Source organism: Peptoniphilus olsenii (genome assembly GCF_040545475.1).
Lineage (GTDB): Bacteria > Bacillota > Clostridia > Tissierellales > Peptoniphilaceae > Peptoniphilus_A > Peptoniphilus_A olsenii.
This window is the reverse complement of sequence record NZ_JBEPMA010000029.1, coordinates 1-2,711: the sequence shown is the minus strand read 5'-3', so window position 1 is coordinate 2,711 and position 2,711 is coordinate 1. Positions and strand designations below refer to the sequence as shown.

1 protein-coding gene is annotated in these 2,711 nt (G+C 31.3%); it reads right to left on the bottom strand.

Translation table 11 applies throughout. The features are described 5' to 3' along the window. Window positions 1-2,711: winged helix domain-containing protein (locus ABID14_RS10020; RefSeq protein ID WP_435529971.1), on the bottom strand; the 2,711-nt coding region annotated here is incomplete at both ends.

The following is a 2,711-nucleotide window of genomic DNA, read 5'->3' as shown; positions in this document are numbered from 1 at the left end:
CTTACATTTATATCAGAAGCAGTGAGTTCTTCAGGCATAACTTCTTGTAATTTCTCTCTTTGATATTTTAGTTTGCCTAACTCATTTAATAATGTATCTTTCTTTTCAGAAGGTGCTAAATCTATTACATTTTCAATTTCTCCGATATATGAATTTAGATAGCCAATCTTTTCTCTAATATTTCCACTTAAATATTCATCAGCCGATACATATGAAAAATGAAATGGATCGTCATTGTTAAAGTTTTCAAAGGGCATTCTGTTATTTATTAGGTCTGTATCCTTAATATCTAAAAATATCTCACCCTCAAGCTCACCAATTAAGGTGTCCCTATCTTTATTAGTGATAGATTCCATATATTCAAAATCTACATATCCCTTTTGCGAAACTGATAAGACTAATGCTTCAAGGGAAGTATCTACATGGTCTACTACTTTTGCCTTTGTGATTGTTCTTTTTGAAAATATATCGCTCTTTGCTTTGAAATTATCCTCATCATCAAGTATTTCTATTGATGAAACCAAAGGAAAGTTTGAGTCTTCCTTTAAGGCTCTAGTGTTTGATAAGGAGTTAATAAATCCATGTTTTTTTGAAAAGTTATCATAGACTTCATTTAACTTTGCTTGTGACTCTTTTATTTCCTCGTCTGAAAAATCGTCCTTTTGTTTTTCTATTACATCTTTTAAGGCGTTCATTACATAAAGATAATCTTTTATCTTTTCTTTGTTTTTATCTGATATATTCTGCTTAATTAAGACTGAGTTTTCTCTTAGGTAGACCTCTTCATCAATGATAGTGTAAGAAAAATTCTTAACATCGTCTGTTGCTGGAAGACTTAATTCTTCATCTTCCAATAGTTCGACTTCTTCATATTTTGAATTTGAAGATATTTCCTTACTTGCAAGATCCATTAAATCTTTTAACTTTTCATCTTCTTTTTCATCACAAGTAATAGTATTACCAAATCTTCCAGATACTTCTTTCATATACCCTAATACCATTTGAGGATTATCTACAAAGTATTTATTATAAGTCAAACCCTTATTATCAGTTGCTAGATGAATCCAATCATCATATCTTTCTATAACTGAATCTCTCTTTTTTAAGAAAATAATATCTGAAGTTACTTCTGTATCAGCAAGACCTTTAAATGTTGTATTAGGTAGCCTCATAGCTCCTAAAAACTCACATCTTGCATTAATATATTTTCTAACAGATTCATCTTTTTTATCCATAGTTCCAGATGATGTTATGAAGGCAATAATTCCTCCATTCCTAACCTTATCTATTGACTTTGCAAAAAAATAATCGTGAATCAGAAAGTTATTTCTGTTATATTCACGATCATTAACTTTAAAATCTCCAAAGGGTACATTTCCAATTACTAAATCGAAAAAGTTATTTGAGAAGCTTGTTTCTTCAAAGCCTTTAATTTGAATGTTAGCTTCAGGATAAAGTTCTCTTGCTATTCTTCCGCTTAGACTATCTTTTTCTACTCCATATACTTTAGAGCCTTGTATTTCACTTGGCATATTACCAATAAAATTACCGACCCCTGCAGATGGTTCGAGGATATTCCCAGTCTTAAAACCCATATCTGTTAGAGTCTTATATATTCCATCCATTACCTCTCTAGGTGTATAAAATGATGTTAAAGTAGACTCTTTAGCATTCAAATACTCTTCATTTGTTAGATTTTCCTTTAAAATATTCCTTGCTTCAAGCCATTGACCTCCCTTTTCTTCATCAAAGACATCTGCAAGACCACCCCAACCTAGATAATCAGCAAGATAGGCTTGTTCGTACTCTCTTGGACTCCTATTTTCATTTTCAAGTCTTTTTAGCATTTTAATAGCTTTGATATTTTTATCTAACTTTTCTGATGGTGTTAGGTATTCTGAGTAGATATGATTTTTTAAGTCATAATTTCTAGCAAAACTTAGTCTTTCCTTATTAGGTTCATAGCCTAGATTCTTTAAATCTTCTTTACCCCTCAATAAGTTTTCGGCTGCTTCTCTTGGGACATTGTATCTATCCATCATTTGGTCAATTTCAGGATTGTGGTTATCTATAAAGCTTTCTTGGTCTACTTGTATTTCAATTTGTTTTTCATGCTCAGATAATTTGTATATCTCATAATTGCCACTATCTAAAAGGTCATCAATCTTTCTACTTTCATCAAATGTTTCACCCTTATATAAAGGAAATTCTTCCCCATTAACTTCTACTTTAGTTCCAGTTTCAATTAAGTTAATCCCATCAAAGGTATTCTCATCTTCTAAAATAAATTCCTTACCAACTTTTACTGCTAGTTTTTCTGATGTTCGACTTAGATTTTCAAAGATTTCTTCAAGGTATGAATCGTTTCTATATGGAACCACTTCCGAACCCCTAATCATACCTCCCATATATTCCATATTATCTCTAATGGTTACAGTTTTAAGTCCTCCACTTAGTTCATCAAAATCTGTAATAGTAAAGTCCTTATCTTTATATCTAACCTGATCACCTATCTTAAATTTAGGTTCTATCTTTTCCTTAATTTCTTCTTGTGAAGCTTTTTCCTCACTTAGTGCAACTTGTTCTTCTAAATATGAAAATTCACGCTCATTTACTTCTTCACCATCACCAAGGTCAATCCTATAGTGTTCGACAACTTCGCCATCTACATAGTGGTCAAAATAGAATTTGAAATATCCGATATAATCATC